A 25,922-nucleotide genomic window follows, 5' to 3' on the forward strand; every position below is an offset into this window, starting at 1 on the left:
TAAATATTGGCTTGATCAAGAACTTAAAAAGTCAGGTGTAAAGGCTGTGGCTGAGGTTCAGCAAGATGGTTCATTATATATACATACACGAGATGATGTCGTGCACTAAGCAACTAGATTAATAAAGGAAATACCTATTAGCACTATGCTAATAGGTATTTTTAGTAGGCTTACTTATTAGAGAATTCTACTGCTACATCCTTTTTGCCAAGCTCTGTTCTTACAAGTTGGATAATTTTGTTTGCTTGAGCTGGTGTATGATCCTTAGACTTAACGATGATTCTTACAGACTCACCATCTGCGCGAACTAACACGTCAGAATATTGATCAGATTCTGCCTTAATTAACGTTTCTAACACTCTTTCTTTAGCAGAAACTTCTTGAACCTCAATCATCTTGTCATAAGCATCACTTTTTTGTTCTGGTGATACATCACTTGAAGCCATGATTGCTTGTAAGTCACTTACTAGCTTGCTGCGTTGATCATCCATTTCTAAACGAAGAGCTGTAAATAATTCATCACTTGCTACACTTGAAATAACTGTTCCTTCGCCTTCTTCAGCTGTTTCTTCTGTAGACTCTTCAACCACTACTTCTTCTCCCTCAGTTGCTGCTTCTTCTGATTCTGTAGTTGTTGCTTCAGTACCTTCTGTTGCTTCTTCAGTAGCTGTTTCTTCGTAAGCTAAGTTGTCACTAGCATTTTCAGGTGAAGTAACATAATACACGGATAAAACTACAACCAAACTTAACATTGTTAATAACCAAACTGTTTGCTTTTTCAATAACATTTATGATTCCCCCTTAGGTTTTTTCTTTGGTAATACGGACACGCGGTGACTTGGAACATCAAGTACACGTGTTACTGCTTCAATAATATTCTTCTTAACCTGGATGTTATCTGCACCATTTGCTACTATTAAAACCCCTCTAACTGCAGGTTTTTTAATATTAATGACAACTGGTGTTTCTGTATCTCCATTACGAATGATAACCAGCTGCTCATCTTTAGAAGTATCTTCTACCTTTCGTTTCCCCCCTTCCCGGTCTGTCTCATCCGTAAGCTGGGTCTGGGAAGTTACATTTTTTTCGAAAACCTTAGATTCTGTTGCATCTAGATTTACCATTATTTCAACCTCGTCTACACCTACAGCTGATTGAAGGATCTCTTTTAATTGAGTCTCAAAGTGATTCTCAACCTCTCGGAGAACATCTTCAGTATCACTACTTTTTTGTCCAAAAGTAGGTTGGTCTTCTGATTTTTCTTGATTAAAGACCTCTAGTTCATTTGCTGGTGCAGAAGAAGAAGAATCTGAAAGTATGTTACTAACAAGCATGAATGCGACACCAACTGCTAAAATGACAATCGCATAATGGTACTTAGATAGCTTTTTATCTGATGACTGCTGTTCATTAGTTGTTTTTTTAAATAATGACTGGAGCCAATGAAAGAATTGATTATTCTTTTTCTCCATCTAGGTCGCTCTCCCCCCCTTCCAATGCTACATTGATCTGTTGTGGATTGAGTTGCCATTCTGTTGCAAGGTAAGATACGATTTTTGTTTCATCTACTTTGATATTGTCTTTTTTAGGTAGCTCTTTGCTCGTATCAATCTTCACCTCTTTAACAACAGGAATTGCATCCTCTGTTTCTACTTTTTGCTCTGATAGCTGTACGATTACGGAGAAGTGCTCTGTAGAATCTGATGAAGCATTGATAGATTCATCTAGTTCAATGAACACGTGAGAAACGTGTAGATCAAATCGCTTCATCATCTCGTCCGCTACTCCTTCTTTCATTTGGACAGCCACTTCTTCTAAACTATATGCACGATTTAGTGCTTGTATTTCTTTTTTCTTAAATTCTATTAAATTTTCTATGTTTTCTTCTTCTGCTGGGACCGGAGTTGTTGCTGTAGCAAGGATTTCTTCAAAGTTTGTGCTAAAAAATTTAAAAAGTGGAGTCAAAATAATAACAATTAACAGCAAGCCAGTGACCATTTTTGCATAGCGTTGAAGATTTGAATTTGGTAGAAGCATATCCACAATGGTAGCTAGCAAAATAAAGACAATAATATTAGCAATCCATCCTGTCAAAAACTCCATTGAATCACCTCTCTACCTCATCATGAGCGTGATATTACCTGCAGCAATAATGATCGTTAAACTTAAGAAGAACATTAAGGAAACGATCGCAAGTGCTGCAAAGATATAAATGACACTTTTCCCGATGATATCTAGACATTGAATAACTGGACCTCCACCTAATGGTTGAAGGATCGCTGCAGCAAATTTATAAATAAAAGCTAGTGATAACACTTTTATCGCTGGAAAAGCTGCAATTAATAGGAGCATAATGACTCCTACAATTCCAACTGTATTTTTCAAAAGAGCAGAAGCACTTATCACAGTATCTGTCGCATCAGTAAACATTCGACCTACAACAGGGATAAAATTACCTGTAACAAATTTAGCTGTTCGAATGGTTATTCCGTCCGCTACCGCACTTGATGCGCCTTGGACCGAAATGACTCCTAAGAATACTGTTAAAAATATTCCTAACAATGCAATGCTTGTCTTACGTAACAACTCTGCCAATTGAGTGACTTTATAATGATCTGAGAGGGTACTTACAATACTCAAGAGAGCAGAGAGAAATAGCATCGGCAACACTACATATTGAATAAGTAGTCCGCTTGTGTTCATTAAGAAAATAATAATGGGATGAAAAAATGCTGCGGACAGGACCCCACCAGAAACAGAAATTAATGCTAGCAGTAGTGGTATTAATGCAATAATGAAGCTAATCATCGTTTGTATTGCTTCTTCTGTGTAGGAAATAGCCACTCGAAAGCTATTAAGTGCTAGAATGATTAACACCATATAGATCAGAGCATAAGCCACCTTGCTTACAGTGCTTTGCTCAAATGCATTTTGTAGTGATTGAAGAAGCATACAGAATATGGTTAACATAATCAAAGTACCGAGAAGCTTTCCATTTGCAATAAGTTCATGAAATAAGAATTTCGCTAACCCTTGCAACCATTGCTCTACAGAAAATTTCTTCTCACCTTTTACGAAATCCATGAAACTACCTTTCTGACTTTCTGGTAGGTAGCCACCATAATCTTCGACGATGTCATCCCAAAATTTTCTGATTTCCTCAATTCCTAATCTATCTAACTGTTCATCGATCACTTTGTCTTGGATGGTAGGAGCAGAAGCTTGTACACTTAAAGGAGAACATATAAAAATGAGCAAAATTACTATTGCAGTGATCAACCGTGAACTCATCCATACACCTCTTTTTTTAACACCGTGTCATTTTAAGATGGAAGTAGTCCTAAGATAGTTTCAATAATAACGGTGAGGATTGGTATTGCCATTGCCATGATAAGGATTTTTCCGCCTAATTCAATTTTAGAAGCAATGGCACCTTGTCCAGCATCTCTCGTAATTTGTGCACCGAATTCAGCAATATAGGCGATTCCAATAATTTTCAAAATGGTTTCGACGTACATTAAATTAACGTTTGCATTTACGGCGATGCGTTCAAGCATTGTAATAATTTCTTGAATTTGTCCGATTAAAAAGAAAAAAATACTACAGCCAACAAAGACCACCAGCATGAAAGCAAATATGGGTTTTTGTTCTTTTACGATTAAGGCCAGAAAGGTTGCAACGAGACCAATGCCGACAATTTGTAGAATCTGAATAGCAAATCCCTCCTAACCTTGAAAGAGGAAGACAGCCTTTATTTTTTTAAATAATGCATCCATGATGGTTATTACCTGAAAAATAATATAAACAAACCCAACCAGTGTTACCCAATGTGCATAGTCTTCCTTCCCCATCTGTTTTAGTACGGTATGAAGAAAGGCTACAACGATCCCTACTCCTGCAATTTGAAAAATTGTACCAACATCTATCTCCATCGTTCCATACTCCCCTCATTCCTTTACAGCAGCAATACTATCAAGAGTAAGCCTGATAGGAAGCCTAAGCTTTTTATCATTCTTTCGTATTTAGCCTGCTTTTCTCGTGCTTCATGTTCCTCACGATCTAAATGGGTTAAAGCTAGTAAAATATGTTTTTGCTGCGCGGTACGATCATGTTGTCCTAATGTTTCACCAAACTGCTGTAAAATTTCGATTTCACCTTGCTTAAATGCAGTAAATCTTTTCACATCTAGCAAGCTATCATGCCAGGCCACTCTTACATTTGCCTCACCATCTTTTAACCTTTTTGCAAAGTCCTCAAAAAACCAAGATAAAGGCTTTTTTAGCTGTTTTGAAATATGTATACATGCATCATATAAAGGAAGATGCCCATACATAATTTCAGCCTCCAAGGATTGTAGAGCAACCTTTAGCTGTCTAAGCTGCCTTGGTCGTTCACTCAAATGCTTGGCAGCCTCAAAACCTGTCCACGTAGTTGCTAATAAGATGAATAAAGCCCCGAGAAGCTTTACCATTGGGCTACCTCCGTTTCCCTTCCAATTTTTCGTCCGGATGAATCCACTATTTCACAAAAGGTTCCTGGACCACTTTCCTTAGAAAGAATAACAAAGCGTGAAAATATATTAGAATCAAGGAGAGGTCTTAGACTTGGCCTCTTTTCCAAATCAGACCATGTGTAGCCGTGTGCAGTTACGATTAATTTAACCCCTGCATTTACAGCTTCCATAATGGCTTCACTGTCCTCCTTACTTCCTATTTCATCCACCACAATCACATCAGGGCTCATAGAACGAATTAACATCATCATTCCTTCAGCCTTTGGACACCCATCCAATACATCGACGCGCCACCCAAGCTCTAACTGAGGAACTCCTTTTACACACCCAGCAATTTCAGAACGTTCATCAACAATTCCAACCTTGAAAGGGGAAAGCTTACGTTCTTCCTTACCAACACTCACAAGCCTTGCTAGATCTCGGAGTAGGGTTGTCTTTCCAGCCTGTGGTGGACCAATAATCATGGTGTTAAGCCATTCACCAGTGGAGGTTGTCAAATCAGGCAAGTAGGATTCGCCAATACCAATACATTGCCTCGCTACACGAATATTAAAAAAGGTAACATCACGGATAGCTTTTACCTCACCTTTTTCGGTAATCACCTTACCGGCTAGTCCAACGCGGTGCCCTCCTTGAATCGTGATATAGCCTCTTTTCAACTCTTCTTCTAAAGTGTATATAGAATATTGACTTAATCGATTCATGAGCTGCAACGTATCATCAGCCGTAACAATATATGGTGTAGCCGAAAGCCCTGGATAATGTGGCTTTCCTCTTATAATGATTTCTAGTGGGCGGTGGAGTCTTAAACGAATTTCCTCCACTTTTTCATAGATATGGGAAGGATATCGGTCCAGTATTGTTCGAATATTAGTAGATAGCAGCCCTATTATTTCTTCCATCTATCTCCCCCCATTAGTTCTTATATTTCCAATGTATGCAAGCTTGGACTTATTATGACAGGCTAAATATCGATTACTTGTAGATTCCTATTAAAATAAAGCCAACACCAAGTCCGATAAATAATAGTTTTGAAAACGATAGATCATCAGTCATACTTAAAAGTCCAATTGTCATTGTTGCAATAAAGATAAAAGGACCCACTAATGCCAGCATTGCATTAAGAGCAACTGCTTTTTTCACATCATTAAGCATGAGCATCGCAATGGCAGCCGTGAGTTCGATCGTTGCAGAAACAAATCGAAGACCAGCCATTGATAAAATGGTCGTGTCAATTGTAGAAAGCCATCTTTTCATTTTGGATTCTCCTTATTTTTTTAAATCACTACTCATATGTACAACCTATGCAATGATCTGTAGGTTTTAGACTATTGTTTTTCTTTTCATGCTTTGATGTAGTATAGAAATTTCATTCGGCACTTAATAAATGAATTGTTTTTAATAAATACAAAAAAGAGGCATTTGCTTTTTAGCAAATGCCTCTTTTGATCTTTAAGTATTATGCTCTAGAAACATACTTAGCTTCTACAGTATTGATGATTAATACGTCACCTTCGTTAATGAAGAATGGTACTTGTACAGTTAGTCCTGTCTCAACTGTTGCAGGCTTTGTACCACCAGATGCAGTGTCACCTTTAATACCTGGTTCAGTTTCAACTACTTTAAGTTCAACAGTGTTTGGAAGTTCTACTCCAATTGTTTCACCTTGATATGTTTGAATAGCAACGTTCATGTTTTCCTTAAGGAACTTTAATTCGTATTCAATTGAGCTAGCTGGAAGTTCTGACTGCTCATAAGAATGTGTGTCCATGAATACATGCATATCCCCATTAGCATATAGATATTGCATCGTACGGTTTTCAATTTGTGCTTTTGCAACTTTTTCCCCACCACGGAACGTTTTTTCCTGGATCGCTCCTGTACGAAGGTTACGAAGTTTAGAGCGAACAAACGCTGCTCCTTTACCTGGCTTTACATGTTGAAAATCAAGAACTCGCCAAATTCCACCATCTACTTCGATTGTTAATCCTGTACGAAAATCATTTACTGAAATCATTAAAAAGATCCTCCTAAATTACATCTAATTGTTAGAAACCAACATTTTTTCAACTGAGTTTTCAATGGCTGTGTTAAACCTTGTTGTTGATTTTCGTTACAGGACACTCGCTTTCCGCGGGGCGTGCGGTGAGCCTCCTCGGCATGCGCCTGCGGGGTCTCACCAAGGACAAAGTGACTTCCTTTGTCCCTATGTCACGCTGCTCCCGCAGGAGTCTCCTATCCTTCCACTTCAATCAACACTGCTAAAAATTCAACATTGTACATTAACAAAGCCTATAAAATAATTAACTCTTTAGTAGAAAAAGATAGTGTTTGATTACCATCCTTTGTAATCACTGTGTCATCTTCTATTCTGACTCCACCAACATTTGCAACATAGATTCCTGGTTCTACAGTAACAACCATCCCAGCCTCTAGTACCATATCGGATTTAAAGGAAAGTCCTGGTCCCTCATGAACCTCTAGACCAATTCCATGCCCAGTTGAGTGGCCAAAATATTCACCATAACCTTTTTCAGTGATATAATCTCTTGTTAATGCATCCGCTTGTTTCCCCGTTATGCCTGGCTTAATGCCAGCCATTCCACGTAATTGAGCTTCTAGAACTACATCATATATATTTTTTAACTCTTCGCTCGGTTGTCCCACTGCTAGTGTTCTCGTTATATCAGAGCAATATCCCTTATAGTATGCACCAAAATCAAGTGTCACGAACTCTCCTGATTCAATCACCTTGTCAGAAGCAACACCATGAGGTAATGCAGAACGGTAGCCAGAAGCAACAATAATGTCAAAGGAGGAAGAAACTGCTCCTTGCTTTCTCATAAAGAATTCTAATTCATTAGAAATCTCTATTTCTGTTTTGCCTGGGCGAATAACAGTTAAGATGTGTTCGAAAGCAGCGTCCGCTATCTCTGTTGCTTCCTTTAATATCTTAATCTCAGAGTCAGTCTTAATCAAGCGTAACTTTTCAATAACACCTGATAAAGGTACCAATTCTGCCTTAATAGATGTTTGATAAGATTTGTATGTACTAAATGTCACATGATCTTCCTCAAAGCCAAGACGTTTGATGCCAAGTTTTTCTACTTGATTTGCAACTTCTTCAATGATAGCTGCTTTATGTTGAACAATTTCAAATCCTTCTAGTTGATTTTCTGCTTGTTCCACATATCTAAAGTCTGTAATAAACACAGCCTTTTCCCGAGAAATAATAGCGACACCAGCTGTACCAGTAAAGTTGGTCATATATCGACGGTTGTAGCTACTTGTGATTAGAATCCCATCAACATCGTGTTCTTGAAAATGGTTGCGAAGTTTTTCAATTTTTGACATGCGTAATTTCCTCCCCTAATCTCTCTTTTAAAGCTAATAAGGCTAAATGATATCCCAACACTCCCAATCCAACAATTTGCCCATTAGTAACTGGAGCGATCACTGACTGATGACGGAACTCCTCACGAGCATGAATATTGGAAATATGTACTTCTATTACCGGCTTAGAAATGCTAGCAATTGCATCTCGAATGGCATAACTATAGTGTGTATAGGCACCCGGATTTATAATAATACCGTCAACAGTTGAATCTGCTTCATGAATGTGATCAATTAGTTCCCCTTCATGATTTGATTGGAAACAAACCAATTCTAATTCATGCTGATTGGCTAATGTATGTAAATCCTTTTCTAAATCTTCTAATGTAACGTTTCCATAGGTGTCCGGCTCACGTGTGCCTAATCGGTTTAGATTAGGACCATTCAATAAGAGAATATGCTTTCTCATTTAGCAAGCTCCTTACTATTTTTTGCAATATTTAAAAATAGAATGTTCAATGAACATTCTATCATATGTCCTATTCTTTTGAATAGTTCGGTTCTTCCTTGACAATCAACTGGGCTGCTTCAAAGGAGATTGAGTACCCTATAAATGTTCCGTATAAAATAAATAAGCAAAGAGACGTTACAATTGTGTTTAGGTCCAACTTTCTAATAGGATCAATACTTGGAAAGATTGGGTTTAGTACAAAAAAGACTATTCCCCATAAAAGGAGCCCAAACAAAATACCAATCCAGAACTTATCAAACTTTTTCAGTGTTGCCATATAACCAAATGCCACCAAAATAGAAATTAGTCCGAGTAGAAAAATGGCAATAAATTGGCCTAGTACCCCACTCTTCCAATCTCCAATTGTCCAAGGTTCTAAAATAACATTCGGTGGTACCTTCGTAAAACTAAAAATATAGGCTCCATACCCAAGTAAACTCCAAAAAACACCACCAAATAAACCAGTAATAGCCGTTCTAGCTCCAGGAGAGATCGGTTGTTCAATTTGATTTTGTTCTAACTTTTTTTCTTCTTCCACGATCATCCACCTCCACTAGTAGTATTTCCACATAGCCCAATTATATGAAGAAGTTTTTCCAAATTAGTGTCTATGCCTGTTATATTTTGTCTATAATAGTGAAAGTTATAAATAATAAGGCTTCTTCTAGAGGTTTTATGAACTTTCAAGTAGAATAAGTTATATGCCACTAGTTGTTTTCAACGCACCGTTGAAAGCTAGCGAATGATATAAAGAAGCAAAAATGAAGGAAGCTTCACAAAAATTGTTTTAAAAATGACAACATCTCATTTTAAGTTACATATTGTAAGTAATAATAACGCTCGCTTTTCGTTTAGGAGGTGCTGAATGTGAAACCAAAAACGCGTCAGATTATTTTTATCTCTGTTATCAGCTTAGCAGCAGTTGGATTTTTAACCACATTAACTACAGACCCTATGCAGTTGGTTAAAATGGTTGGATTCGCTATTCTTTTTGCCGCCATTATATTTTTCGTATTTAGATATATACAAAGAAGAAATGGTACGAACTGGTCTGACTATTCTCGCTATAGAAAGGCCGCTATTCAATCAAAGAAACGTTTTAAAGCTCAGCAAGGAAAAAAACCAGTTCCACCTTCAAACTTCAAACGAAAAAGCAATTCCCACCTTACTGTGATTGAAGGTAAGAAAAACAACAAAAAGAAAAATCGAGCACTTCATTAGAAGGAGCTCGGTTTTTTTTCCTATAAAAAGCGTAGCTCGCGACCCGGTAGACTTAGTAAGACCAATTCTTTAAAAAAACTTCCGCCTTTTTATAACCAGCTTGAATAAGTTCAGTTTTTTGTTCTATATTCAAACTAAACTCCCTTGCATAGGTCTGATTAACTGGTATAAAGATGATATTTTGTTCGACACTCCTAGATACATATCTTAGGTCATGTGCATCCATCATGGTTTCAAATAGTGCTTTAAAAAGATCAATACTATTCTTTATTTGATTTTTCTCCCGCTTATTGACATGAGGGCTTAGTTGTATTCCAAGTAAAGGTCGTTTGTTCTCATTTCTAGTTTCTTGAAAGAGCCACAAGGGAAAATTACTGAGCAATGCCCCGTCCACAATGAAAGGACTATCTTTTTTCTTACCAAGCTTTACTGGTTCAAAGAAATAAGGAATACCAGCACTCATTCTAAGTGCTTTGGCAATCGGAAAGTCACCTGGCTCATACCCATATCTCGAAAGATCATCTGGGAATACAATCATTCTTCCGTTCGTTATATCTGAGGCAACAATCCTTAACCTTTCAGGAGGTAAGTCACTAAACACACGGACATTCTTGGCAAGTAGCTTATCCTCGATCCACTTCTCTAACTCTTCACCTTTGTATAATCCAAGTCTCCAATACAAAAGGATCCATTTGGTAAATGCTTCTGGAAACCAAGTGTTTCTCGGATCCATAAACTTCTGTAAATCTACTTCTTCCATAAGCTCTTGAATCTCAGTACCTCGATAACCTACGGCTAAAAAAGCTGCTAAAATGGATCCAGCACTGGTACCCGCCATCCTAACAAAGGTGTGACCACGGTCTTCTATTGCTTGTATGGCCCCAATTAATGCATATCCCTTAATTCCTCCACCAGAAAATACACCATCAATCTTCACCTACTCACCTCACCTCAACAACCTCTACTGATACTTACTAAATTGTTAAGGATTTTATTATTATAAAATTCATAAGAGGACATACGTTTAGTCTATTTAAATTCTTTATCCACAAGAGAAAGAGACCTAGTTTCCTAAGTCTCTTCTGTGTTCAGATATAATAAGCAGTTTACATCTTAGCTCGCTACTTACGTAAAGTACTGAATTTCTGCATTAGGGAAAAATTCATGAATATAGCGCCTTAAAGTCGTCTCTATATCGGCCGCTTCTTCGTTTTGGTATACGTATTTCCCAATTCCATAACGTCCCCATTTATATTTCCGCTTTGTTTCATCCATCTCAAGCTTTGACTTGGGATAGCGTTTTTGAATGACGTTTTTGGCAGGCTTAGTAAAACGGTGCTGAATAAGTTCGAAGGTTAACCCTTCTAGATTAATTCCCTGCAATGAGTCATATAAACGCTGGAATAGCTCTAGATACCCCTCTTGCCACCCATCATGCATATAAATGGGTGCGACTATAAATCCAAGTGGATAGTCCGCATTGGCTACTTTTCGTGCTGCCTCTATCCTTTCTTCAAAAGAAGACGTACCGGGCTCAAAATTTTTAATAACATATCGGGAGTTTACACTAAAGCGGAAGCGAGTCCTGCCGTTATGCTTTGCATCAAGTAGGTGATCAACATGCTGATATTTTGTTACAAATCTTAATTGTCCAAAATCTGTTTGCCCCATAAACTCAATTGTTTTCTTAAGAGAATGGGTTAGGTGATCGATACCTACGATGTCAGAGGTACAGGCTGCTTCAAATCGTGTAATCTCAGGTGCACGTTCTTTCATATACTTTTCTGCTTGTTCAAAGATGTCCTCTAAGTTTACATAGGTTCTAATATAGGGCTTACTTCCTAAGGTCGTCTGAAGATAACAATAATGACAATGCCCCATACAACCTGTTGCTAATGGTATGGCATACTCTGCTGATGGTTTTGATGTATCAAATTTTAAGGTTTTACGAATTCCGACTACGAGTGTTGATTTAGCATTTCGATATTGCTGCAGGTCATTTTCACCGGGAATACCGCGTACTTGATTGTGTGAGGTGGTTTCCCTAATTTCTAATCCCATCTTTTCGAATTTATCTTTAAGCTCTTTTCCTAATGGATATTCAAGAGCCTTCGGTTCAAAATAGACTAACTGTGGAACAAACGCCTTCATTATTTTCACCTCTAATCATTACATTGCTGTTAGTATAAGCAAAAGACCTCGTAAAGATAGAAAAGGGATGAGACCAATTCATGGTTCTCATCCCTTTTTATGTCTATTGGATTAAAGTCCGCATCGTAATTGAGCGCCGCAATCCGTACACGTATTACATCCACCGATTTCTTCAACAGTACCTTGTCTACATACTGGACAAGTGTCACCAACTTCTGAACCATAGGTAACAGTTGTTGAACGTAGATCTTGGATCGTATCAACAAGTACTACAGGCTTTTTCTTTTCTTCCTCAGCTGGGAACAATTCCTGTTGTTCTTCATCAAAGGTATTTTCTTCAGCTTTGAGAGTAAGTACTTGTGCATCACGGCTACCATCTACATAAACAGTTCCGCCTTTTGCACCACCCTTATAGAGTCGCTCATATACCTTTTCTACTTGTTCGACTGTATATCCACGCGGGGCATTTACCGTCTTACTAATAGAGCTATCAATCCATCTCTGAATGACACATTGAGTGTCAGCATGTGCTTCTGTCGATAATTCCATTGCTGAAATAAACCAATGTGGTAGGTTGTTTGGATCTGCTTCTGGATTTTTGTCCAGGTATTCTTGTACGATATCAGCTTTTACTTCAATGAACTTACCTAAACGACCGCTACGGAAGTAAGAGAAGGAGAAGTAAGGCTCTAATCCGGTGGAAACTCCGACCATGGTCCCAGTGCTGCCCGTAGGAGCAACAGTCAGTAAGTGTGAATTTCTAATTCCATATTCTTTAATACTTTGTCTAATATCTTCAGGCATTTTTTTCATAAAGCCTGTTTCTGTGAATGCTTGACGCAGGCGATTAGTAGTACCATGATCATCACCTGTAAGGAACGGGAAGCTCCCTTTTTCCTTAGCTAGTTCTACAGAAGCCCGGTAAGCTGTTGTTGCAATCTCTTCAAAGACTGCATTAACTAACTCATTACCTTCTTCGGAACCGTATTCTGTTTCACAATAAATTAGTAGGTCATGTAGACCCATTACTCCTAAGCCTACTCGACGTTCCCCAAGAGCTTGCTTCTTATTTTCCTCAAGGAAATAAGGAGTTGCATCAATTACGTTGTCCTGCATACGAACGCCAACTTCAACTGTTTGACGCAGCTTATCAAAGTTAACTGTTTTAGTGTCTTTGTTTGCCATTTCAGCAAGATTAACCGCAGCAAGGTTACAAACTGAGAATGGTGCTAGTGGTTGTTCCAATTTGTTATCGTAAAGGCTTTTTATCCTCTACTTCTTACAGTTCGTTTTCCTGTAAGTTCAGCATATCTTTTCATTACAAACCTTTTTCATAAACATAATAAGTTCTTTTCTACCACGGTCTTCACCAAACACGGCTTTTGATATTACTCTAAAGTCCTTTACTCCAAATAGCTTCTGAATATCATCTACCAGTGGAGTTAATGTTGTTTTTATTTTATTTAAAGGCGTTTCAGATACAGTTTTCTTATTTGTGATTGACCACTGGATAATGTATTCCTTTATGTCTTGATGGATAGTTTTTCTCTTTTCCACATACCGTTCAGTTGCTTTTATAATAGCAAACTTTCCCGAACATAACTGACTACAAAATCTCTGTGAAGATGTTATCAGGACCTGAAATTCCTTAGTACATCCTTCGCACAGTCTATTCTCCCTCGGGACTTTGATATAACCCTTCTTTATTCCACTTTTTCTTAAACCAGCCTGCATTCTTCTTCTAGCCTCGCTATCAGAAGACCACAATCGTTTTGTATGTTCTCCGATTTTTTTCTTGGCACTCACACTGTGTTTAAGGTTGTAATGACCGTTATGCTCACCAAATGTAGCTTTGTTAATGGATGTATCTTTTGACTTAATCCATTGCGAGATAACCGAGTTTAAGGAGAATGGTAAAGGTCTATATAACTCCAACAGTTCTTCGTAAGAGAGAAGTTCACAATCAATCTTGTACCTTTCTTTGATACTATTTAATGCCTTTTTAGCCTCTGCCTTAGCTTCAATATTTCTGGACTTTATTTCAACTATCTTTATGAGTTTACCGTTTTGGTCGTAGAAAAAGAAATCTGGTTTATATTGTTTAAATCCTAGATCAAAGGTGTGATCCTCATAACCCCATGGTATGAAGTAATAGTCAAGGTACATAGCGTAAGCGAATTCGTATGAGCTTCTTAAATAGTGCCCGTTATATAAGCCTGCATATCCCCTATTCACTAAGATCACCTCTATACCATATAATATTATTTGGAATCTCCTTATAGGATTCTAGTTTGTAATGTTGCGGCCTCGTGGATTCATTATAGTCTGCATAATGCAGGATCAGAATCTATGCGTTGCCCCTGACTAAAGTTTTACCTTTAGCCTTCGGTTCGGATTCCCATCTCAGGCTCCCCGCTTTATTCCGCAATTTTTAACGTGAGGCAAACTAAGCGACCATACCACACGGATTTGTTGCAACAACTTTCTGTCCATACGCTTGTGCATTTGTCATATCATTCGCGTTATCGATAAAGAAAATTCCAGGCTCTGCCGAGTATGTTGCACAAATATTAATCAGGTTCCAAAGGTCCTTTGCTTTAATTTTGCGATATACACGAACCTTATGGCCTTGCTTTTCCCATTCTCTAACATCGCCAACTTCATGCCATGTGTCATTGTATGCCTTCATGCCTTCTGCATCATAGCTTTCTACATCAGGGAAACGCAGCTCATATTCAGCGTCATTTTCAACTGCTTGCATAAAGTCATTTGTTAAACAAATGGAGATATTGGCTCCTGTTAAGAACTCAGAGTTATGAACAGAGTATGTTCCACCTACACGAAGCTTTTCTTCAGCATCCTTGATAATTCTTTCACTAAACCCACCAAGGCCAGGAATATGCTTGTAGTTTGTAATTCCTTGATACATAGTCTTCTCTTGCTCAGTTAAAGGAGTGAACTTTAATTTATCTTGTGCTGCCTTTTTGATATAATCGTTATCAATATTTTCAATAAGAAAACGCAAAATTCTTGGGTTCTGCATTTTTGAAATAATAAAGTCAATGATGTCAGGATGCCAATCAGCTAACATAATCATTTGTGCGCCGCGTCTGGATCCACCCTGCTCAACAAGGTGCGTCAATTTCGCAATATCATCTAACCAAGAAACAGAACCAGAGGATTTACCGTTTACTCCTCTTGCAAGTGTGTTTCTAGGACGAAGTGTTGATCCATTCGTTCCAACACCACCACCACGACTCATAATTTCCATTACCTGTTTACGATGTTCTGATATACCTTCACGTGAATCTTTAACAAACGGCATTACATAACAGTTAAAGTACGTTACATCCGTATCAGCTCCAGCTCCGTATAATACACGCCCCGCTGGAACAAAGTTCATCGTTACAAGCTCATGATAAAACTTTTCAAACCATTCTTTTCGTTTTTCTTCCGTCTTTTCAACTGATGCAAGTCCTGTTGCATTACGTTTCGCAATTTGTTCGTAAAAAACCTCTAATGGCTTCTCAATCACATCTAAAGAACGATTGATTATCCCCGTTTCGATTTCCTCGGGCTTGTCCAATACACCTCTGTAATCTTCTTCCACTAGTACCTTAGCCATCTTCGCCTGCCAATCGATACTAATAATGTATCCTAAACCTCTAGCTGGGAATTTAGGATCTTCTTTAATGGTAAGGACAACAAAGTCTCCCTCGCTTAACGTAATTTTCTCCGTATCCTTGAATGTATATCGATCTAGCATAACTAAACGAGATACCCCTTTATGTGTAATGTTCATATCCTCAGTAATTGGGTGTACCTGTGGGAAAGCACGAATATCCTCATTTAATCTTTCTACATTAATTTTGATCGTTTTTTTAAGCGCAACAGTCAACTCTCACATCTCCCTTATATAAGAAACTATTCGAGTTATCTCTTTCTAGTTAAAAACTCGAATTTTCGATATTGATACCTTATCATATTTTAATTAAAAATATCAATATATAGTGTGTATATTATTTTCGACAATACTACATATTGTGATTGATGCAAATATAAAATATTTTGTCAAAAATAAAAAAAACGATATAAAAGAGATAGGATGAGAAAATTGACGAATATTGATTGATATTGATTAATTTTGAGCTTTTTTAATCCTTGCAATCTGCTGAATCGAAATTTCTGATAGTAAGTTAATTAAAGAATGTAGGCAAAACTGATAAAAATGATTAACATCTGTCTCAGTAAGCCCAACAAAAAATGTCCCTCATCATATTGATGAAGGACAACAACTTAAAAATAATAGCAACTCTTCCTTATCTTCTAAAATTCCAGTCATCACTTTCATATTTGGTCTTTGCAATCTCTTCTACTTCGGCTCGTTCCTGGGGTGATAACTCATAAGGAACGAGTTCAATCTGTAGCCCTTTTTCAAATCCTTGCTTAAAGGCATCAACTGCCTCCTCTATAGAAACAGGAGTTTCACGTAAAGCATTAATAGTAACTGCCTTATTTTTGAAGTTTTTCTGCATTCTTTCCTTCACTCGTTCATTTGAGTACTTAAATAAATTGAATAGTAAATCCTCGTCTAGATCTAGTAAGATTGCACCGTGTTGTAAAATGACTCCCTTTTGCCTAGTCTGGGCACTTCCAGCCACTTTGCGTCCTTCTACGACTAGCTCGTACCAGGAAGGTGCGTCAAAACAAACTGCCGATCTCGGATTTTTCAAGCTCTCTTTTTCATCATCTGTCATTGGAACCGCAAAATAAGCATCTAGCCCTAAAAGCTTGAATCCTTCTAAAACGCCTTCAGAAATTACCCGGTATGCTTCTGTAACTGTTTTAGGCATCCCAGGATAATCCTCAGATACAATTACACTATATGTAAGCTCCTGATCGTGTAGGACACCACGTCCACCAGTTGGTCTTCTTACAAATCCAAGATTATGTTTTCGAACCATTTCTAAATCTATTTCCTTGTCTACCTTTTGAAAGTACCCAATCGATAGTGTTGCTGGATCCCAACCATAAAATCGAATCGTCGGAGGAATTAATCCCTTACTGTGCCAGTCTAACAAGGCTTCATCTAAAGCCATATTGAATGAAGGAGAACCACTTCCCGAATAGATATACCGCCATTGATTTTTTTCCATATTCAACCCTCTTTACTTTAGTCATGCCTTGTATTAGTCTATCAAAGTTAATCAAATTTTTAAAAGAAAATATAAAAGTGCTTTGAATCTTATGACTACCCTACTATAATAGAGAGGGAAAAAGAAAACCAAAAGTACCTGAAGCTGGTGCTAAGCAAGAGACTAGTGATAATGTTATACTATATTTTTACAGATAAAAAGGGGTCGATATTGATGCTAGCAGCTTTGTTGATATTACTTGGAGCAATTATTGCTTATTCCGTTTTTACTTTTTTATATCAAAGAAAGATTTTAAAGACTTTAACAGAAGAACAGTTTAGAGAAGGTTATCGTAAAGCACAATTAATTGACGTTCGCGAGACAAAGGAATTTGAAGGTGGACATATTCTTGGATCACGTAACATCCCTTTATCTCAACTAAGAATGCGCCATAAAGAGATAAGACCAGACAAGCCCGTGTATTTATACTGTCAAAATGGGATTCGCAGTGGTCGTGCTGCAGCCGTTCTAAGAAGAAAAGGCGTGAAGGATCTGTATCAGCTAAAAGGTGGATATAGATTATGGGGCGGTAAAATAAAAAAGGGTAAATAAAATAATCGGCTAAAATAGATTCTTGAAATCAAGGATCTATTTTTTTTGTTAATTAACGTACGTAGCCCTATCTAAAAACTGTAATCACTTTTTAATGTAAAAGGAGGAAATGAGCTATTTATGTAGTATTATACATATATTATAAATCTTTCTGGAAAACATTAGGCGGTGTAAGCATGACAGTAGAAGAAAGACTTTGTGAATATTTAGAAGCTCATTACGAAGAATTTTTACTAAGATGGTCAAGTACTATCCTTATATCTAATTCTGATCCATATAAAGATATTTTAATCTCCAACGGCCAGAGAATGTTTGAGCTCATCACTGCTTTTTTAAGAAATGAATTCAATGAAGACCAACTTAAGATGCTAGCATTTAAGGTGGCAGAAGAAAGAGCACACGCTGGGGTTAATATTGGTGAATTTATCTATAATGTAAATACAGGACGAAGTGAAATCTTTAAACATCTTGATGACTCCCAGATTCCGTTAAATGAACTTCAACCGATTATCAATCATATTAATACCTGGTTTGATGAATTTATTTATCATGCTGTGAAGAAATATACAGATATAAAAGATCAGGACTTAAATGAGAAGAAATCATTTATTAAACAAACTCACCAAGATCGTCTAACCCTATTAGGTCAGATGGCCTCTAGCTTTGTTCATGAATTTAGGAATCCACTTACATCGATTACTGGATTTATCAAGCTACTACAAAGAGAAAACCCTAACCTTGACTATTTAGATGTGATTCAACACGAGCTGGAGCAATTAAATTATCAAATTTCTCAATTTCTACTAGTGTCTAAAAAAGAGGTGATTGGGAAGGAAAAAGAAATCGTTTCCTTTGAAAATCTAGTAAAGGAAGTGGAAATGTTTCTTTACCCTACCATCGTTGATAATAATGTTGTAGTAGATGTAGAAGTAGAACCAGATCTCAAGGTTATGGGGTATCGTGATGAATTTCGTCAGGTACTACTAAATATTCTAATGAATTCCATTGATGCTTTAAAACTAGTTTTGCACGATAAACAAATTAAGATTCATGGGTATACCATTGACGACCGTGTTTTCCTAGCCATTCATAATAATGGTCCTAGCATTCCTTCGGATAAAATCATTTCTATTTTTGAGCCGTTTATTACTGAAAAAAAGCTAGGGACAGGACTAGGTTTATTCGTCTGCAAGCAAATTGTAGAGAAACATGATGGAGAAATCTCCTGTACCTCTACTCACGAGCGTACTTCATTTATTATTCAGTTAAATTCCTTATCTACTAAAGAATCAAGTATAAAAAAACCTCATCTACAAGGGTAGATGAGGTTTTTTACTTCATTATTGCTTTTCAAAGCGTAAGATTGGCTTTCTTGCTGCTGTTGTTTCGTCTAGACGTTTAACCACCGTGTAATGAGGTGCTTCCTGAACAATTTCAGGATTTTCTTCAGCTTCTTTTGCAATTTGAATCATGATGTTTATAAATTCATCCAATGTTTCCTTTGACTCTGTTTCTGTCGGTTCAATCATAATCGCCTCTTCCACATTCAATGGGAAGTAGATGGTAGGCGGATGATATCCAAAGTCTAATAGACGTTTTGCTATATCCAGAGTACGAACGCCAAGCTTCTTTTGTCTTCTTCCAGATAAAACGAACTCATGCTTACAATGCTGCTTATATGGTAAATCATAGAATGGCTCAAGACGTCTCATCATATAGTTCGCATTTAATACTGCATATTCAGTAACAGCCTTTAATCCATCTGGACCCATTGATCGAATATAAGTATAGGCGCGAACATTAATTCCAAAGTTACCATAGAACGGCTTTACTCTTCCGATTGATTGTGGACGATTGTAATCAAAATGATAACCCGTATCTGTTTTAACTAGTACTGGCTTTGGTAAATATGGAATAAGATCCTCTTTTACTCCAACTGGTCCAGAACCTGGGCCGCCTCCGCCATGTGGTCCTGTAAAGGTCTTATGAAGATTTAAATGTACGACATCAAAGCCCATATCTCCAGGTCGTGCTTTGCTTAATACAGCATTCAAGTTAGCTCCATCATAATATAGCTTTCCTCCAGCATCATGGATAATGCTAGCCATCTCTAAGATGTGCTGTTCAAACAATCCTAACGTATTTGGATTAGTCAGCATAAGCGCTGCTACATCAGAGTCAACGACTCTCTTTAAGTCCTCTAAATCAACTAGACCATTCTCATCAGACTTTACAGTTATTGTTTCAAGACCCGCTACCGTTGCAGAAGCTGGATTCGTTCCATGTGCTGAATCGGGTACAATGACCTTTGTTCGGTTGAAGTCTCCATTTGCCTCATGATAAGCACGGATCATCATTAACCCCGTCCATTCTCCATGTGCACCTGCAGCTGGTTGAAGAGTAACCTCATCCATCCCAGTGATTTCTTTTAAATGCTCCTGAAGGTCAAATAATAATTCCATCGCACCTTGAGCCGTTTCTTCTTCTTGAAGTGGATGAACATGTGCAAAACCAGCAATTCTTGCAACATTTTCATTGATTTTAGGATTATATTTCATCGTACAAGATCCTAATGGATAAAATCCTGAATCAACACCATGGTTTCTTCTTGATAAAGCTGTGTAATGTCTCATAATATCTAACTCTGATACCTCAGGAAGATCCGCATCTTCTGTACGAAGGTAATCAGATGGAATAACTTCTTCTAAACTTACTTCCTCAACATCTAATTCTGGAAGGCTATAACCGACACGACCAGACTTGCTTAATTCAAAAATAAGTGGTTGGTTTTCGTTATGCATGACAATCCCCCAATTCCTTTACAAATCGGTCAATCTCGTCCTTCGTTCTTAACTCAGTAATAGCCACAAGCATATGGTTGGCTAACCGCTTGTCATCTCTTTCTAAATCATATCCACCGATTAGTCCTTTTTCAGCTAACTGAAGGTTAGCTTTTCTAACTGAAACTGGAAGCTTTACAACAAACTCATTGAAGAAAGGACCAGAAAATGCGATTTCATAACCAGCTTTTTCAAATGCACGTTTTGCGTACTGTGCCTTTTGAATATTTTGAGTAGCAATTTCCTTTATTCCCTTTTTGCCTAATGCTGTCATTGCAACTGATGCAGCTAATGCGTTTAATGCTTGATTAGAGCAGATATTTGAAGTTGCCTTATCACGTCTAATATGTTGTTCACGCGCTTGAAGTGTTAATACAAAGCCACGGCGTCCTTCTTCATCAGTTGTCTGCCCTACTAAACGTCCTGGAACCTTTCTCATTAACTTAGTAGAAACAGCAAAATACCCACAATGCGGCCCACCAAATTGAGTTGGAATTCCAAACGGTTGAGCATCCCCAACCACAATATCCGCACCAAATTTACCAGGTGGTGTTAACGCTCCTAATGATAACGGATTACTTGAAACGATAAACATTCCTTTATGCTGATGAGCAATCACTTCAATCTCCTTGAGAGGCTCAATTTGACCAAAGAAATTTGGATATTGAACAACTACAGCTGCAACGTCTTCATTCATTTGTTCTTTTAGTGCTTCTAAATCCGTAACTCCGTTTGTTACTGGGATCTCAATTACCTCTAAACGTTGACCTGTTGCATACGTTTGTAGAACAGCACGAGACTCAGGATGAACTGCCCCGGAAACTAGAATCTTCTTATTTCTTGTTTGTCCTGCGCTTAAGGTTGCTGCTTCTGCCAAAGCTGTTCCACCATCATACATAGATGAGTTGGCGACATCCATTCCAGTAAGCTCACAAATCATCGTCTGGAATTCAAATATAGCTTGAAGCTCCCCTTGAGAGATTTCTGGTTGGTAAGGAGTATAAGCAGTATAGAATTCAGAACGAGAAATCACATGATCAACGATTACTGGAATGTAATGATCATATACACCAGCACCTAAAAAAGAAGGATTATCTTTAATATTCATGCTCTTGTTTGCTAATTCAGTCAGTTCCTTTAGTAAGGCAGTTTCAGATTTAGCCTGCTTAATCTTGTATTCACCTTTAAATCTTACACTTTCAGGGATATCTTGGAATAGCTCATCAACAGAATCAACACCAATAGCTTGTAGCATTTCCTGTTGATCTTGCTCTGTCATCGGTAAATAGCGATGCTTCATTTTGGTTCCTCCCGTTTACTTTTTTGGACGCTTATAGAATGGAGTTGATACTACTTTTGCTTTTAATTTCTTTGATCGAATTTGTACTTCTACTTCTGTATCTAAGCTTGTAAATGATTGATCTAGTATAGCTAAACCAATATTTCTTTTAAGTGTTGGTGATTGAGTTCCTGTAGTGACAAAACCAATTTGGTTGTCTCCGTCAAAAACCTCATAGCCATGACGAGGAATTCCTTTGTCAATCATTTCAATACCTACTAGCTTCCTAGAAAGACCCTCTTCCTTTTGCTTGAGAAGTGTCTCTTTACCAAAAAAGTCTGCTTCTTTTTGAAGCTTTACAGCAAATCCAATGCCAGCTTCAAGCGGAGTTATATCTTTTGATAGCTCTTGACCATATAAAGCGAGATTCGCTTCAAAGCGGAGAGTATCACGTGCTCCAAGCCCACACGGAAGAATCCCTTCATTTGAGCCAGTCTCTAAGATCTTATGCCAAAGAGTAGTTGCGTCATTAGTGTTGCAATAGATCTCAAAACCGTCCTCACCTGTGTATCCAGTACGTGATACCAACGCCTTTAGTCCATCAAGTTCAACATCTTCCTTGAAGCTGAAGAAGCCAATTTCATTTAATGGTGTTGTCGTCATTTTTTGTAGGATCGTTTCTGCTAAAGGACCTTGTATCGCTAACTGTGCAGTAAGCTCTGATACATTAGTAAGCTCTACTTCCCCAAATAAATGAGACTGAAGCCATTCAAAGTCTTTGTCAATATTTGAAGCATTTACAACAAGTAAATAGTCCTGATCTGCTCTTTTATAAATAAGTAAATCATCGACAGTTCCACCGTTTTCATAACACATTGCTGTATATTGTGCTTTTCCATCTACAAGTTTTGAGACATCATTTGTCATCATCTTTTGTAAGAAATCTAAACTTCCAGGGCCTTTTACTTCAAATTCCCCCATATGAGAAACATCAAATAATCCTGCGCGCTCTCGAACGGCTTCATGCTCTTCTTTAATACTTGAAAATTGAACGGGAAGCTCCCACCCACCAAAGTCTATCGTTTTTCCTCCATATTCTTTGTAGGCTTCGAATAAAGGTGTACGCTTAAGCTGGGACATACTGTTCCTCCTTTGTATATGTAACCAAGTTTTTCAATAGCCATAAAGCAAAATAATGTTCAGTCTATATGTCTCCCGTTCTCTTATCTTGCTCAAAAAGACAAAAAAAGGACAGAGATATCCATATAAAATGAATAGTCTCTGTCCTGGCACCTGAAAGTTTTGCGTTAGCATTTCCTCTTTGGTGGTTCATCTGATAGGCGTTATGAACTCTCTCCAGAGTAGCGTCAAACAAGAGTCTTTTTGCCTGAGAGATTCACGATATTTTTCGCTTGCTCCTTCGGCGCTACTGGTAAAACTTTTAACAAAAAATACACGTCATTTTTGTGATTTGTACTTTCTGTATACTAGTAGTCTCTCCTCTAGTTCTCATTCGCTCATATAATTTTGTTAATTTATGGCTATACTATCTAAAAAGCGAAGTTTTTTCTACTAAAAACTATATTTATCCTACCATTAAAACTAGCCTAAGGGCAATACACTTTCATGGCAAAAGCTAACTATTTTTGCTTGTTATGTATTTTTGTTCGAGTTTAGATAATAAATGGATTTTTATGATCATTTCATATAGGAAATTTGCATGAATTTAATAGGAAAGGATTGTGTTTGATGCAGCACGTCGAGGTCATATTTGATGAGACATGGGAAGAAGAATTTTATAAACGCTTTGAAGATGATGGTCCGTGGGCGCAATGGGATCTTTATAAGCTGGCTTATGAAATCGAGCAGCATCTTGCAATTCCTGAATTTGAAGGATTACAAGCCCCCAAGCATTTACCAAACTTAGAACCACTACCACATCAATTGGAAGTTGCGAGAAATGTAGTTGAAAAAATGAATGGAAAAGCTATCCTAGCCGATGAGGTAGGATTAGGGAAAACAATTGAAGCTGGCCTAATTTTAAAAGAGTACATGATTAGGGGATTAGTTAAAAAGGTATTAATCCTTGTCCCTGCCTCCCTTGTATCACAATGGGTAAGTGAACTTAATCAGAAGTTTTTTATACCAGCTGTTGGTCAAAGAAAAAGTTATGTGTGGGAGCAATGTGATGTCGTTGTTTCTTCAATGGATACCGCTAAAAGAGCCCCACATCGAGATATTATTTTTGAGCAAAATTATGATCTCATTATCATTGATGAAGCTCATAAACTTAAAAACAACAAAACCAAAAACTATGAATTTGTACAAATGTTAAAGAAAAAGTTTTGTTTATTATTAACCGCAACACCTATTCAAAACAGGATAGAAGAAATATTTAACTTGGTATCACTATTAAAGCCAGGACACCTTGGTAGCCAAACTAATTTCACTGAGTCATATAATGCCAAAGAACGGTCTTTAAACAACGATGAACATTTACGTGAACTTGTAAACAAGGTGATGATCCGGAATAGACGTGGTGACACGGGAATTGAATGGCCAAAACGTCATGTAAAAACCGTTCCTATTGAATTTTCAAAAGAAGAACGCGCCCTATATGACTCCATTAATCAGCATAAGCGCAGTACTCAGGGCAATATTGGTAGTCAATTCTCACTGATTACTTTACAAAGGGAAGCTTGCAGTAGTCGAGAAGCCGTCTATTATACACTGAAGAACATGCTAACAAAAAGTGAAGGAAGCCCTTATATTGAAGCATTAGTAAACGATCTAATAAAGAAGATTGAAGTAATAAATTCTAATGCAAAAGCAGAAAAGGTAGTAGAGTTGGTCAAAGAAATCAATGGCAAAGTGATTGTATTTACAGAATACAGAGCAACTCAGCTTTATTTACAATGGTTTCTTCAACAGCATGGTATCTCTTCTGTACCGTTTCGTGGTGGCTTTAAAAGAGGAAAAAAAGACTGGATGAAAGAACTCTTTAAAAACAAAGCACAGGTTCTAATTGCGACTGAAGCAGGTGGGGAAGGAATTAATCTTCAATTCTGCCAGCATATAATAAATTATGATTTACCATGGAACCCGATGAGATTAGAACAACGTATTGGTAGAATCCATCGACTTGGACAAGAAGAGGATGTTCATATCTATAACTTCGCTATCCAAGATACTGTAGAGGAGCATATTCTGAAGCTTCTGTATGAAAAGATCAACTTATTTGAGAGAGTTGTGGGGGAGTTAGATGAAATCCTAACTAGACTTGACTTTGGTAATATCGAGGACCATATTCATGATATTTTATCGGCTTCGAAAACAGATGGAGAAATACGTGTGAAAATGGAAAACCTCGCTTCTTATATCGACTTTGCACAACAAGATGTTGAAAAGGATGAAAACTATGCAGCAACATGATATTCACCGATTTTTAGAACGTTATTTTATTGCAAACGAATGTGAGATTCTTGAAAATGCCGTTGGTTATTTAGACGTGCAATTAACAATAGATTTAGATAAGGAATTGATGAATCGTCCCTTTTATTGGCATTACTTAGAAAAAACCGGGGGTACACCAAATCCTGCTAAATTATCTTTTATTACTGATCCTACTAGAGAGATGGTTGATAGGAAAGGAGAGCCTGTTTATTTTGGCTCTCCTCGACTACATCAAATCTTCCAATCCACAAAAAAACTAGCAGGTTATATCCGACTATATGAACAGGTGAAACAAACAAATTTTACTCAAAAGAGTACACCTTTGCACCCATGGCTTGGTTTGAATCTTAAGATATCTTATCAATCCGATCAAACACGAGATGTCATTTTATCAGTTGGCTTAAGTCTGATAAACGGAATGATCATTGACCACTTCCAAGACCAGCTTGTGAGTTTAGATTTAACACCCAAAATTCCTGACTTTTGTTTCACACTAACGCCAATTATAAAGCCACAAAGTGGGATAACCCGTGTTAAACAAACGATCCAGTCTATTATTGATCATGACGATCATACCTGGGCAATTGAAGCTAGGGACCGCTGGCAAAAAGATTTAAAATTACTAGATCATTTTTACGAAGATATTGAAGAAAAACCTGAATCCTATGAAGTTGAGAAACAAGCTCTTAAAGAGCAATACGAACCAAAAGTGAAGGTAAATATTATAAATGGCGGTATTTTTTATTTATCTCAGGAGGCTGTTCAGGTGAAAAGGCAGTAACGATTAATGTGAAAAATTGGCGCTGTTTTAACACCTCCTGTTGATTTTCGTTACAGGATACTAGTTTCCGTTCCATTACACTCTGGGTTTATA

25 protein-coding genes, 2 pseudogenes and 1 riboswitch are annotated in these 25,922 nt (G+C 37.5%); of the genes and pseudogenes, 5 read left to right on the forward strand and 22 right to left on the reverse strand.

What is annotated here, in order from left to right; all coding sequences use genetic code 11:
* Positions 1-170: 170 nt before the first annotated feature.
* The 13 genes from G4D63_RS07430 to G4D63_RS07490 form a co-directional block, all read right to left on the reverse strand.
* Complete coding sequence (locus tag G4D63_RS07430; protein WP_163179003.1) at positions 171-788, reverse strand: SpoIIIAH-like family protein; 618 nt, start codon at positions 786-788, stop codon at positions 171-173.
* Complete coding sequence (spoIIIAG, locus tag G4D63_RS07435; RefSeq protein WP_163179004.1) at positions 789-1,472, reverse strand: stage III sporulation protein AG; 684 nt, start codon at positions 1,470-1,472, stop codon at positions 789-791. It lies immediately after the preceding gene.
* The gene (spoIIIAF, locus tag G4D63_RS07440) at positions 1,456-2,103 is read right to left on the reverse strand and encodes a stage III sporulation protein AF (protein ID WP_163179005.1); all 648 of its coding nucleotides are present in this window, start codon (positions 2,101-2,103) and stop codon (positions 1,456-1,458) included. The genes spoIIIAG and spoIIIAF overlap by 17 nt, the downstream gene beginning before the upstream one ends.
* 12 nt (positions 2,104-2,115) lie before the next feature.
* Positions 2,116-3,291: a stage III sporulation protein AE gene (spoIIIAE, locus tag G4D63_RS07445; protein WP_163179006.1), complete on the reverse strand. Its 1,176-nt coding sequence runs from the start codon at positions 3,289-3,291 to the stop codon at positions 2,116-2,118.
* A gap of 32 nt (positions 3,292-3,323) precedes the next feature.
* Complete coding sequence (gene spoIIIAD / locus G4D63_RS07450) at positions 3,324-3,713, reverse strand: stage III sporulation protein AD (RefSeq protein ID WP_338023914.1); 390 nt, start codon at positions 3,711-3,713, stop codon at positions 3,324-3,326.
* 12 nt (positions 3,714-3,725) lie between these two features.
* Positions 3,726-3,932, reverse strand: a complete 207-nt coding sequence (gene spoIIIAC, locus G4D63_RS07455; protein ID WP_163179007.1) for a stage III sporulation protein AC — start codon at positions 3,930-3,932, stop codon at positions 3,726-3,728.
* A 23-nt stretch (positions 3,933-3,955) separates the two neighbouring features.
* Complete coding sequence (gene spoIIIAB, locus G4D63_RS07460) at positions 3,956-4,471, reverse strand: stage III sporulation protein SpoIIIAB (protein ID WP_163179008.1); 516 nt, start codon at positions 4,469-4,471, stop codon at positions 3,956-3,958.
* Positions 4,465-5,415 carry a stage III sporulation protein AA gene (gene spoIIIAA, locus G4D63_RS07465; protein ID WP_163179009.1) on the reverse strand — a complete coding sequence of 317 codons (951 nt, stop codon included), beginning with the start codon at positions 5,413-5,415 and terminating at the stop codon, positions 4,465-4,467. Before spoIIIAA ends, spoIIIAB begins: the two co-directional genes overlap by 7 nt.
* A gap of 73 nt (positions 5,416-5,488) precedes the next feature.
* Positions 5,489-5,770, reverse strand: a complete 282-nt coding sequence (locus G4D63_RS07470; protein WP_163179010.1) for a YqhV family protein — start codon at positions 5,768-5,770, stop codon at positions 5,489-5,491.
* 202 nt (positions 5,771-5,972) lie between these two features.
* A complete protein-coding gene (gene efp / locus G4D63_RS07475; RefSeq protein ID WP_163179011.1) occupies positions 5,973-6,530 on the reverse strand; it encodes an elongation factor P in 558 nt (185 codons plus the stop codon).
* Between the two features lie 275 nt (positions 6,531-6,805).
* Positions 6,806-7,867 (reverse strand): M24 family metallopeptidase, encoded by a 1,062-nt coding sequence (locus G4D63_RS07480; RefSeq protein ID WP_163179012.1) that lies wholly within the window; start codon positions 7,865-7,867, stop codon positions 6,806-6,808.
* Complete coding sequence (gene aroQ / locus G4D63_RS07485) at positions 7,854-8,315, reverse strand: type II 3-dehydroquinate dehydratase (RefSeq protein WP_163179013.1); 462 nt, start codon at positions 8,313-8,315, stop codon at positions 7,854-7,856. Before aroQ ends, G4D63_RS07480 begins: the two co-directional genes overlap by 14 nt.
* A gap of 70 nt (positions 8,316-8,385) precedes the next feature.
* Positions 8,386-8,901: a YqhR family membrane protein gene (locus G4D63_RS07490; protein ID WP_205603794.1), complete on the reverse strand. Its 516-nt coding sequence runs from the start codon at positions 8,899-8,901 to the stop codon at positions 8,386-8,388.
* A 323-nt stretch (positions 8,902-9,224) separates the two neighbouring features.
* On the opposite strand from G4D63_RS07490, the gene G4D63_RS07495 reads away from it, so the two are divergent.
* Entirely contained in the window at positions 9,225-9,578 is a 354-nt protein-coding gene (locus tag G4D63_RS07495) for an SA1362 family protein (protein WP_163179014.1), read from the forward strand.
* 52 nt (positions 9,579-9,630) lie between these two features.
* On the opposite strand, the gene G4D63_RS07500 is transcribed toward G4D63_RS07495, so the two are convergent.
* The 6 genes and pseudogenes from G4D63_RS07500 to G4D63_RS07525 form a co-directional block, all read right to left on the reverse strand.
* Positions 9,631-10,515, reverse strand: coding sequence for a patatin-like phospholipase family protein (locus tag G4D63_RS07500; RefSeq protein WP_163179015.1), 885 nt, complete (start codon positions 10,513-10,515; stop codon positions 9,631-9,633).
* A gap of 188 nt (positions 10,516-10,703) precedes the next feature.
* A complete protein-coding gene (splB, locus tag G4D63_RS07505) occupies positions 10,704-11,729 on the reverse strand; it encodes a spore photoproduct lyase (RefSeq protein WP_163179016.1) in 1,026 nt (341 codons plus the stop codon).
* Between the two features lie 111 nt (positions 11,730-11,840).
* Positions 11,841-12,971 (reverse strand): annotated as a pseudogene (locus G4D63_RS07510) (ribonucleoside-diphosphate reductase); the annotation flags it as partial.
* Between the two features lie 60 nt (positions 12,972-13,031).
* Positions 13,032-13,964 (reverse strand): restriction endonuclease, encoded by a 933-nt coding sequence (locus tag G4D63_RS07515; protein ID WP_163179018.1) that lies wholly within the window; start codon positions 13,962-13,964, stop codon positions 13,032-13,034.
* Between the two features lie 223 nt (positions 13,965-14,187).
* Positions 14,188-15,627: pseudogene (locus G4D63_RS07520) on the reverse strand (vitamin B12-dependent ribonucleotide reductase); the annotation flags it as partial.
* A 421-nt stretch (positions 15,628-16,048) separates the two neighbouring features.
* The gene (locus G4D63_RS07525; protein WP_163179020.1) at positions 16,049-16,885 is read right to left on the reverse strand and encodes a lipoate--protein ligase family protein; all 837 of its coding nucleotides are present in this window, start codon (positions 16,883-16,885) and stop codon (positions 16,049-16,051) included.
* Between the two features lie 213 nt (positions 16,886-17,098).
* On the opposite strand from G4D63_RS07525, the gene G4D63_RS07530 reads away from it, so the two are divergent.
* Both G4D63_RS07530 and G4D63_RS07535 read left to right on the forward strand, forming a co-directional pair.
* Positions 17,099-17,476 (forward strand): rhodanese-like domain-containing protein, encoded by a 378-nt coding sequence (locus tag G4D63_RS07530; RefSeq protein WP_163179021.1) that lies wholly within the window; start codon positions 17,099-17,101, stop codon positions 17,474-17,476.
* Between the two features lie 176 nt (positions 17,477-17,652).
* Positions 17,653-18,798, forward strand: a complete 1,146-nt coding sequence (locus tag G4D63_RS07535) for a histidine kinase N-terminal domain-containing protein (RefSeq protein WP_163179022.1) — start codon at positions 17,653-17,655, stop codon at positions 18,796-18,798.
* Between the two features lie 18 nt (positions 18,799-18,816).
* On the opposite strand, the gene gcvPB is transcribed toward G4D63_RS07535, so the two are convergent.
* Genes gcvPB through gcvT form a run of 3 tightly spaced genes read right to left on the reverse strand, consistent with a single transcriptional unit; the run spans position 18,817 to position 22,735 of the window.
* Positions 18,817-20,277 carry an aminomethyl-transferring glycine dehydrogenase subunit GcvPB gene (gene gcvPB, locus G4D63_RS07540; protein ID WP_163179023.1) on the reverse strand — a complete coding sequence of 487 codons (1,461 nt, stop codon included), beginning with the start codon at positions 20,275-20,277 and terminating at the stop codon, positions 18,817-18,819.
* Positions 20,270-21,616: an aminomethyl-transferring glycine dehydrogenase subunit GcvPA gene (gene gcvPA, locus G4D63_RS07545; protein ID WP_163179024.1), complete on the reverse strand. Its 1,347-nt coding sequence runs from the start codon at positions 21,614-21,616 to the stop codon at positions 20,270-20,272. Before gcvPA ends, gcvPB begins: the two co-directional genes overlap by 8 nt.
* A 15-nt stretch (positions 21,617-21,631) precedes the next feature.
* Entirely contained in the window at positions 21,632-22,735 is a 1,104-nt protein-coding gene (gene gcvT, locus G4D63_RS07550; protein ID WP_163179025.1) for a glycine cleavage system aminomethyltransferase GcvT, read from the reverse strand.
* A 225-nt stretch (positions 22,736-22,960) separates the two neighbouring features.
* Positions 22,961-23,108: riboswitch (glycine riboswitch) on the reverse strand.
* A 236-nt stretch (positions 23,109-23,344) separates the two neighbouring features.
* On the opposite strand from gcvT, the gene G4D63_RS07555 reads away from it, so the two are divergent.
* Positions 23,345-25,027 (forward strand): DEAD/DEAH box helicase, encoded by a 1,683-nt coding sequence (locus G4D63_RS07555; protein WP_163179026.1) that lies wholly within the window; start codon positions 23,345-23,347, stop codon positions 25,025-25,027.
* Entirely contained in the window at positions 25,014-25,829 is an 816-nt protein-coding gene (locus tag G4D63_RS07560) for a YqhG family protein (protein ID WP_163179027.1), read from the forward strand. Before G4D63_RS07555 ends, G4D63_RS07560 begins: the two co-directional genes overlap by 14 nt.
* Positions 25,830-25,922: the final 93 nt, after the last annotated feature.

Origin of the sequence: Bacillus mesophilus, from assembly GCF_011008845.1 — a bacterium.
GTDB classification, from domain to species: Bacteria; Bacillota; Bacilli; order Bacillales; family SA4; genus Bacillus_BS; species Bacillus_BS mesophilus.

What these genes read in the sequence shown, in the direction of transcription:
- spoIIIAA (WP_163179009.1), bottom strand. Translation starts at nt 5,415, where the DNA reads ATGGAAGAAATAATAGGGCTGCTATCTACTAATATTCGAACAATACTG.
- spoIIIAG (WP_163179004.1), bottom strand. Translation starts at nt 1,472, where the DNA reads ATGGAGAAAAAGAATAATCAATTCTTTCATTGGCTCCAGTCATTATTT.
- G4D63_RS07535 (WP_163179022.1), top strand. Translation starts at nt 17,653, where the DNA reads ATGACAGTAGAAGAAAGACTTTGTGAATATTTAGAAGCTCATTACGAA.
- G4D63_RS07480 (WP_163179012.1), bottom strand. Translation starts at nt 7,867, where the DNA reads ATGTCAAAAATTGAAAAACTTCGCAACCATTTTCAAGAACACGATGTT.
- spoIIIAC (WP_163179007.1), bottom strand. Translation starts at nt 3,932, where the DNA reads ATGGAGATAGATGTTGGTACAATTTTTCAAATTGCAGGAGTAGGGATC.
- gcvPB (WP_163179023.1), bottom strand. Translation starts at nt 20,277, where the DNA reads ATGCATAACGAAAACCAACCACTTATTTTTGAATTAAGCAAGTCTGGT.
- G4D63_RS07490 (WP_205603794.1), bottom strand. Translation starts at nt 8,901, where the DNA reads ATGATCGTGGAAGAAGAAAAAAAGTTAGAACAAAATCAAATTGAACAA.
- spoIIIAE (WP_163179006.1), bottom strand. Translation starts at nt 3,291, where the DNA reads ATGAGTTCACGGTTGATCACTGCAATAGTAATTTTGCTCATTTTTATA.
- G4D63_RS07525 (WP_163179020.1), bottom strand. Translation starts at nt 16,885, where the DNA reads ATGGAAAAAAATCAATGGCGGTATATCTATTCGGGAAGTGGTTCTCCT.
- spoIIIAB (WP_163179008.1), bottom strand. Translation starts at nt 4,471, where the DNA reads ATGGTAAAGCTTCTCGGGGCTTTATTCATCTTATTAGCAACTACGTGG.
- G4D63_RS07530 (WP_163179021.1), top strand. Translation starts at nt 17,099, where the DNA reads ATGCTAGCAGCTTTGTTGATATTACTTGGAGCAATTATTGCTTATTCC.
- efp (WP_163179011.1), bottom strand. Translation starts at nt 6,530, where the DNA reads ATGATTTCAGTAAATGATTTTCGTACAGGATTAACAATCGAAGTAGAT.
- splB (WP_163179016.1), bottom strand. Translation starts at nt 11,729, where the DNA reads ATGAAGGCGTTTGTTCCACAGTTAGTCTATTTTGAACCGAAGGCTCTT.
- gcvT (WP_163179025.1), bottom strand. Translation starts at nt 22,735, where the DNA reads ATGTCCCAGCTTAAGCGTACACCTTTATTCGAAGCCTACAAAGAATAT.
- aroQ (WP_163179013.1), bottom strand. Translation starts at nt 8,315, where the DNA reads ATGAGAAAGCATATTCTCTTATTGAATGGTCCTAATCTAAACCGATTA.
- gcvPA (WP_163179024.1), bottom strand. Translation starts at nt 21,616, where the DNA reads ATGAAGCATCGCTATTTACCGATGACAGAGCAAGATCAACAGGAAATG.
- G4D63_RS07470 (WP_163179010.1), bottom strand. Translation starts at nt 5,770, where the DNA reads ATGAAAAGATGGCTTTCTACAATTGACACGACCATTTTATCAATGGCT.
- G4D63_RS07555 (WP_163179026.1), top strand. Translation starts at nt 23,345, where the DNA reads ATGCAGCACGTCGAGGTCATATTTGATGAGACATGGGAAGAAGAATTT.
- G4D63_RS07560 (WP_163179027.1), top strand. Translation starts at nt 25,014, where the DNA reads ATGCAGCAACATGATATTCACCGATTTTTAGAACGTTATTTTATTGCA.
- G4D63_RS07430 (WP_163179003.1), bottom strand. Translation starts at nt 788, where the DNA reads ATGTTATTGAAAAAGCAAACAGTTTGGTTATTAACAATGTTAAGTTTG.
- spoIIIAF (WP_163179005.1), bottom strand. Translation starts at nt 2,103, where the DNA reads ATGGAGTTTTTGACAGGATGGATTGCTAATATTATTGTCTTTATTTTG.